This is a genomic window from Kitasatospora nipponensis, from assembly GCF_039528135.1.
Classification (GTDB): domain Bacteria; phylum Actinomycetota; class Actinomycetes; order Streptomycetales; family Streptomycetaceae; genus Kitasatospora; species Kitasatospora nipponensis.
Genome location: NZ_BAAALF010000293.1, coordinates 1 through 6,875, shown reverse-complemented (window position 1 = coordinate 6,875; position 6,875 = coordinate 1). Strand labels below are relative to the sequence as shown.

The 6,875-nt window shown below is 71.8% G+C and carries 7 protein-coding genes; all 7 read left to right on the top strand.

All coding sequences use genetic code 11. The features are described from left to right. The first annotated feature begins 61 nt into the window (after positions 1 to 61). The 7 genes from ABD323_RS38575 (at position 62) to ABD323_RS38545 (ending at position 6,815) form a co-directional block, all read left to right on the top strand. Positions 62 to 808: a DUF2786 domain-containing protein gene (locus tag ABD323_RS38575; RefSeq protein ID WP_344446775.1), complete on the top strand. Its 747-nt coding sequence runs from the start codon at positions 62 to 64 to the stop codon at positions 806 to 808. Positions 809 to 878: 70 nt separating this feature from the next. Continuing rightward, entirely contained in the window at positions 879 to 1,121 is a 243-nt protein-coding gene (locus tag ABD323_RS38570) for a hypothetical protein (protein ID WP_344446774.1), read from the top strand. A 24-nt stretch (positions 1,122 to 1,145) separates the two neighbouring features. Beyond that, entirely contained in the window at positions 1,146 to 1,607 is a 462-nt protein-coding gene (locus ABD323_RS38565) for a DUF6197 family protein (protein WP_344446773.1), read from the top strand. 97 nt (positions 1,608 to 1,704) lie between these two features. Continuing rightward, positions 1,705 to 3,453 carry a ParB N-terminal domain-containing protein gene (locus ABD323_RS38560; RefSeq protein ID WP_344446772.1) on the top strand — a complete coding sequence of 583 codons (1,749 nt, stop codon included), beginning with the start codon at positions 1,705 to 1,707 and terminating at the stop codon, positions 3,451 to 3,453. A gap of 66 nt (positions 3,454 to 3,519) precedes the next feature. Next, positions 3,520 to 3,945: a hypothetical protein gene (locus ABD323_RS38555; RefSeq protein ID WP_344446771.1), complete on the top strand. Its 426-nt coding sequence runs from the start codon at positions 3,520 to 3,522 to the stop codon at positions 3,943 to 3,945. 141 nt (positions 3,946 to 4,086) lie between these two features. Further along, on the top strand, positions 4,087 to 5,304 hold the full coding sequence (locus ABD323_RS38550; protein ID WP_344446770.1) for a hypothetical protein: 1,218 nt from the start codon (positions 4,087 to 4,089) through the stop codon (positions 5,302 to 5,304). A 371-nt stretch (positions 5,305 to 5,675) separates the two neighbouring features. Then, complete coding sequence (locus ABD323_RS38545; protein ID WP_344446769.1) at positions 5,676 to 6,815, top strand: hypothetical protein; 1,140 nt, start codon at positions 5,676 to 5,678, stop codon at positions 6,813 to 6,815. The last annotated feature ends 60 nt before the right edge of the window (positions 6,816 to 6,875 follow it).

Sequence of the window (6,875 nt, the reverse complement as noted above, 5' to 3'; positions counted from 1 at the left end):
CCCCAGCCGGCCACCGGGGACCGATCGGCCCCCGACACCCACTCTCACCAGGAGATGAGCTGTGACCACCCCCCAGGCAGGCGTGAACCCCAAGCTGGCGACCATTCAGGCGCTGCTGGCCAAGGCGGAGAACCCGTCGACGCCCGAGGCCGAGGCGGAGCTTGCCCGCACGCGGGCGATGCAGATGATGGCGAAGTACGGCGTCGACCACGCGCTCCTGAGCGACGGACAGCCGTCGCGGGACGGGATCACGGACAAGAACTTCGACCTCCCCAACCCCTGGTCGATGTCCCGCGTCCGCCTCATCTACCGCATTGCAGAGGCTGTCGGCTGCAAGGCCATCCACATGGGCCCCGCCGCGACCGGCGGTCGCCGCGTCCATGTGGTTGGCTACGAGTCCGATGTCCAGCGCGCGGAGATCCTGTACACCTCGCTCCTGCTCCAGATGCTCAACGGCCTCAACCGGCAGGCCGTGCCGTACGGGGTGCGCAGCGCAAAGGCGTGGCGCAACTCCTGGCAACTCGGATTCATCGTGCGCGTCTCCGAGCGGCTGGAGGCCATCGAGGAGGCCGCCCGAGCCGCAGCCAGCGGGGAGACGTCCGCCACCGGCCGCAGCGGCGAACTCGTGCTGGCCGACCGTGACGCAATGGTCGGAGCCGCGTACCGGAAGGCCCACCCCAAGGTCCGGAGCCAGACCAGCCATTTCAGTGGCACCGGGTACGGCGACGGAGTCGCCGCAGGCAACCGCGCCGACATCGGCGGAACCCGCCGCATCGGAGCCGCGTCCGCCGGATCGCTCGTCGCCTGATTCGCACACCCCTGCTGGGGCGGCGGCCCGCCGCCCCAGCCCCACCGCCGCGCGCCCCGAGGAGCCCCGCGTGTACATGGACTGGATCAGGTTCGCCAAGACCGACCAAGGCGGCCGCCACTACTTCCAGGTCTACAGCGTCCCCCAGGCATGGAATGCCGCCGCCCCGAAGGTCCCCGGGACCGGCCGGATCAGCGAAGCCGCCGCCCGCGCCTTCGCCAGCGCGAGCCCTGCCGGGCACCAGTGGCGGATTCCCTGCTACTGCACTGACTGCGCCATCGCCGCCAAGTCCATTGAGAGCAAGGCATCTTGACTGCCAAGGCCCCAGGAGAACGTCATGCCCCGGAAGTCCCGCGCGACCCCCGCTCGCATCCTCACCGCCGCCGCCGACCATATCGAGCGCGTCGGCCTCTACCAGGGTGACCACCTCTGGCAGCCCGGCCGGATGGGTAGCACCGCCCCGTGCAACCTGCTGCACGCATGGGGGCGCGGCGTGCGCGCCGCCCGGCCCCGCTGGTCCGAGCGGGGGGAGGTGTGGGACATCTTCCACCGGGCCCTGTTCGACTCCCTGGTGGTGCTCAGCAACCAAGCCCACGGCGGCCCCGTGCCGCCCGTCCGCTGGCGGAAACTCGGGCTTGCCGAAGACGCCTACCGCCGCACCCTGCTGTGGTGCTGGAGTGACGCCCCCGGGCGGACCACCGCCGAGGCCGCCGCCCTGATCCGCTCCGCCGCAGCCCTCTATCGGAGTGACGCCGATCACATCGTCCCCGGTTGCCCCACTCTCCAGAACATGGTTTAATTAATGATGTCGGAAGGGGGAGGGCAACACCCCCGACCGACACCCCCGCCGGGCCGACCGGCCCGGCGGAACCTCTCACCAGAAAGCAGTAGAGCCGATGACCACCAAGACCCAGGCCGGCGTCCAGACCGCCCCTGCCCCGTGGCCGACCATCACCGTCGCCGAACTCTGTGCGCACCCCGGCAATGCCCGCGACGCCGAGGCCCCGGCCGATCTGCTGGCCGACGTGCAGGCCAACGGCGTCCAGGAGCCGCTGTACGTCGTGCGCACCAACGGCGACGTGCCACAGGTCATCGACGGGTTCCAGCGGCTGGCCGCCGCCGTCGCCGCTGGACTGGAGGCCATCCCGTTCACGCCCCGCCCGGTCATCCGGCTCACGGCGCTCACGCCGCACCCCAAGAACGCCCGCGAGGAACTCGACATCAACGCGCAGTTCGTGGAATCCCTCCGCGCCGAGGGGTGCCGCATCCCCGTCAAGATCCAGCGGCTTGACAGTGGGGTCATCCAGGTCAACGACGGGAATCGCCGCTACCACGGGTCGAATGACGCGGGCCTCACCCACGTGCCGTACGAGTGGGACGACGACGACCGCGACGCGGCCGGGCAGTTCCTCGACATGATGACGACCGCCCAGCACCGCAAGCCCCTGACGACGGCGGAGATGAACCAGGCCATGTTCAGCGCCGCCGAGGCTGGCGCGCAGGTCGGCCGCATCGCCAAGGCCGCAGGCGTGCGACAGAAGGACGTGCGAGCCCTCGTCAAGGTCAGGTCCGACGAGATGTTGAGCGCCGCCGTCAACGCCGCGAGCAGCTACACGTGGACGTTCGATCACCTGGCCGCGCTCACCGAGTTCGCTGACGACCCCGACGCGGTCGACGCGATCACCAAGGCCGCCACCGGCAACTATGCGCGCGAGCACGACGTTGAGTGGGCCATTGCGCGGGAGCGGACCAAGCGCGAGAAGCGGGCCAAGGCCGAAGCCCACCGCGCGGAGCTGGAAGCGGCTGGGAAGAAGATCCGGGACGCCGAGGAACTGTCCGAGCGAGCCATGCCAGAGCACAGGCTGAGCGGCGTCAGCGCTGAGGAGCACGCCGAATGCAGGGGGCAGGTGTGGGTGCTCGGCGACCGCTACAGCGACCGGTACGAGCCCTACTGCACCGCCCCCGGGCTGTACGGGCACACGGTGCCCGAGAGCAACGGCGACACCAAGACCGCTGAGGCGAAGGCCGCCAGCGCCTCCCTCGCTGCCGTCAAGGCGGGGAACATCGACTGGGACGCCGCCGAGTCGGTCCGCAGGAAGTGGATCGCGGACCTGATCAAGTCGCGCAGCCTCACGAAGAACGCCACGAACGCCATGGTTCGTCACGTCAACGAAGCTCTTATCAGCGGAACTTGGGGCCTCTGCACCGACCTGAACAAGGAGCCGACCACCGAGATCCTGGCCGCTCTGCTGGGCCTGAACGCCCAGCAGGCCAAGGACCGGAGCACCTTCGCCGAGCACGTCGCCAAGGACCCCCGCCGAGCCCCTCAGCTCCAGTTCGCGGCCATCGCCGCCGTCAGGGAGAAGAGCGCGACCCGGTCGGCGTGGCGGACCGGCAAGCAGTGCGCCCCTTGGACGCGGGAGCCTACCGCCGAGTGGTTCAAGGTGCTGGAGTCCCTGGGGTATTCGATGACGCCTATCGAGCGGGCCGTGGCCGAGGGCGCACCATATGACCCGGCGAAGCAGCAGCCCGGCACCGCGCTCCCGAAGGGGAAGGAGCCGGAGGAGGTCGAGCAGGAGTCGGGCACAGGCGAGGAACCGGGCGACCCGGAGGCCGAGTTGGCCGACGACGCCGAAGCCGCCTGATCCATCCTCAGCCAACCGATGCCGGGGGCGGGAACTTCCGCCCCCGGCCACCCCAGGAGCCCCACAATGCCCCGTGCAGCCACCCTCTCCGAGACCCACGCCGCCGACCACTGCTGCGGATACGCCGCCGCCCCCGCCGAGCCCAACTCGGCCACCGCCGCCGACATCATGCAGGCCCGCGCCATCGCGGGCGGGCTCGCGGAGTTCGGCGTCGGGTCGGCCCGCTGGTCGGCCGCCTACGACCGCGAGGCCGCCGCCGTGGTCCTGCGCGTGGACACTCCGCGCGGACTGTACGCACTCGCCATCCCCGAGCCCGGCCAGCCGTTCCCCGTCCGCCATCGAGGCGAGCGCATCGGGGCCCTGGACTGCCGCCGCACCTACGGCACCGCCGACAGCTACACCGCCGCCCTGTTCGCCGCCTTCCTGCGCGACCGCGCCGCACTCGACATCCCCGGCCGGGATGTTTGCCTCACACTGCAAAACATGGTTTAATTAATGGTGTCGGAGGGGGAGGGCAACACCCCCTCCGACCCACGGGCCGTCAGCCGGCCCCGACCCGACCCCGGCCGCACGCGGAGGGCAACCCGCCCGGCCGGGGACTCGATTCCTCTCTCACCAGCAGGAGCACCCACGATGACCAGCGCAGCCATGCGGTTTTCCGTCCCCGCCACCGCCCAGGCCCGCGTCCGCCAGCTTGTCGAGGCAACCAACGCCCGCGCCGCCATCCACAAGCTCACCGCGTACACGCTCGACATCTCCGCGCCGTTTCTCGCCGACTACCAGGACGTGGACGGCCGCGTGATCGGCAGGCGCCCCACCGTCACCGTGACCATCTCCGGCGACATCCCCCGCCACCAGGGCTGGACCGTCATCGCCCGCCTGGACCACGACGAGGAGGGCGAGACGATCACCAGCCTGTTCCCGGGCCTGCCCGAGCAGCACGCCGAGGCCGCGCGGCAGCACCGCGCCATCGAGAACTTCTGCCAGGGGTGCGCCGTCGCCCGCCACCGCACCGCGACCTACCTTGCCCGTCACGAGAACGGTGAGATGCGGCAGTTGGGCACCACCTGTGTCGAGCCGTACACCGGCCTGCCGATCAAGGGCCTTGAGGCCCTGTGGCGCTTCGGCACGCTCAAGGATTCCGACTGGGACGGCGACGAAGGCGGCATCCCGGCCGACCTCCGCGTGCCGGTGGCCGAGGTGCTGCGCGTGGCCGCCGCCGTCGTCAAGCAGGAAGGCCGCTTCTACAGCCGTTCCGAGCAGTGGAAGAACACCGTGCCGACCGCCGACAGCGTCGAGGCGTACTTCTTCGACCGCAAGGCCCCGATGGAGTGGCGGGCCGGAATCGACGCCGAGCCCGACGCGGCGAACACCGCCGCCGCCGTCCGCGCGTGGGCCGTCCAGGGGTACGGCAGCCTCTCCGAATACCGCCACAAGGTGGGCCAGTTGGCCACTGGTGAGACGGTCGACCCGCGCCACCTGCCGACACTGGTATCCGCCATCGCCGGGTGGCACCGCGACCAGGAGAAGGAGGCCATCGAGCGGGCCGCCCAGAACTCCCGGCCGCAGGGCACCGTGGGCGAGCGGATCACCACCACTGCCACGGTCACCACCGTGGTCGAGCTGGAGGAGCGGTTCTACGGCTACCACGCTCAGCGCCGCCGACTGATCAAGTTCCAGGACCCGCAGGGCAACGTCTACGTCTGGTTCTCCTCCGCCGCCACCGTCCCCGGCAAGGGCGACGAGGTCGAACTGACCGGCACGGTGAAGGACCACAGCATCTACAACGAGACCGCGCAGACCGTGCTCACCCGGTGCCGCGTCGCCGAACGCGAACCGGTCGCCGCGTAGAAGAGCAGGCCGGGCGGAGACCACCGCCCGGCCTGCCCCGGCCGCCGGGTCGTGGGGCCGGGCGGCATCGAGCCGCCCGCCCCCACGCTCCGCCCACCGCCCACCAGGGCAACCCCCGCTCGGCGGCCGACCGCCCCGAGGCCCCGACCGAACGGGCGTCCCTGCGGGACGACTCAGCCCGACCCGGCTCGCAGCCGGCCGCGCCGTCCGGGCCGCAGGCGGCTCTCCCGTCCCGTCCGGACGCCGGGCCAGCGGACGTGCCCTGCGGGCACGACAGAACCCCCGCCGCGCTCCGCGCGACCACAGCGGCACCCCGAACACGGGTGTACTGCCCGCCCCCGACCGCACCACCGAGACCCCGAGGACCACCCATGCCCGTGCGCGCCGTCCGCCCGGCCGTCCCGTTCGGAGACCCGCCGCCACAGACCTGCATCCAGGTCGCCGGAGAAGCCGCCCTTCTCGCCGTCATCGCCGCGGACGACGCCATGGCCGCCGTCTGCCGCAGCCGCTCCGGCTCCACCGTGCGCCTGGAGGCTGCCATGCACGAGGCCCACCGGGAAGCCACCGAGGCCGCCCGGCACGCCGACCACGCCGAGAAGTACGCAGACGACCCCGAGATGCCCACCAGCGCGCTCGCCTACTGCGCCCGCCAAGCCGTCCACCACGCTGTGCTCGCCCAAGCCGCCGCCGGCGTCGAGACCACCGCCGCCAGCCTGCGCGCCGAACTGGACCGGGTCCTCACTCCCGCGGAACAGGCCGAACGAGAGAGTGCCCGCCGCCAGGAGGAGGCCCAGCACGAAGCCGAACAGCAGGCCGCCACTGGCATGGACCGCGAGAACCGGGAGCGGGCCGCCTCGAACCAGTACCTCGCCAAGCAGCACGTCGCCGAACTCGGCTGGACCACCGGCCACCTCCGCGTGCTGGAGGCCGCCGCGACCGGCCGCCTGTACTGGCGAGGCGGCCGTGCCCGGCTCGCGGTGCGGCACGACGAGTGGACCGGCGGGCGCCGGATCAGCCACGCGAGGACACAGGCACTGCTCACCGCCAAGTTCCTCACCGCCGCCCAACAGCACGACGGAACCCGCGTACTCACCCCAAGCCCGATGGGCCACGTCGCACTGGAACTCGCCCGGCTGCATCAACCCGGGCTGCACACCAGCGACCACGCCGCCTACGAAGGACGGCTCGCCCGAGTCCGCCGCCGCCACAAGCGCCGCGACGACCAGAAAGCCGCCGCCCGCCTGCTGCCCCCGCTCGACCCCAGCGCGCAGAAGCTGTACCAGAAGCCCGTCACCATCATCGAACAGCAGGCACTCACCGCCCAACAGGCACCCCTCGAACCCGCACCGGCCAACCCGTCGGAGACCGGCGCCGGACGCCTCCCCGCCGCCACCCCGCCCCGGCCGGCGCTCGCCCCGACCACGACCCCGCGCGCTCCAGCACGAGCTCCACGCAAGGCCCCGCGAGCCCTGCCGAACCCCGTCTCCCCACTCCAGCCAACCCTGTGGTGACGCTCCGGCGGTGGTGTTTTGTGCCTCCGGCGGGTCCTCTCTCGGAGGGGGAGGGGGTGG

Excerpts from the sequence above, each read along its gene's own strand:
- ABD323_RS38565 (WP_344446773.1), top strand. The coding sequence starts at position 1,146 with ATGCCCCGGAAGTCCCGCGCGACCCCCGCTCGCATCCTCACCGCCGCC.
- ABD323_RS38560 (WP_344446772.1), top strand. The coding sequence starts at position 1,705 with ATGACCACCAAGACCCAGGCCGGCGTCCAGACCGCCCCTGCCCCGTGG.
- ABD323_RS38555 (WP_344446771.1), top strand. The coding sequence starts at position 3,520 with ATGCCCCGTGCAGCCACCCTCTCCGAGACCCACGCCGCCGACCACTGC.
- ABD323_RS38550 (WP_344446770.1), top strand. The coding sequence starts at position 4,087 with ATGACCAGCGCAGCCATGCGGTTTTCCGTCCCCGCCACCGCCCAGGCC.
- ABD323_RS38545 (WP_344446769.1), top strand. The coding sequence starts at position 5,676 with ATGCCCGTGCGCGCCGTCCGCCCGGCCGTCCCGTTCGGAGACCCGCCG.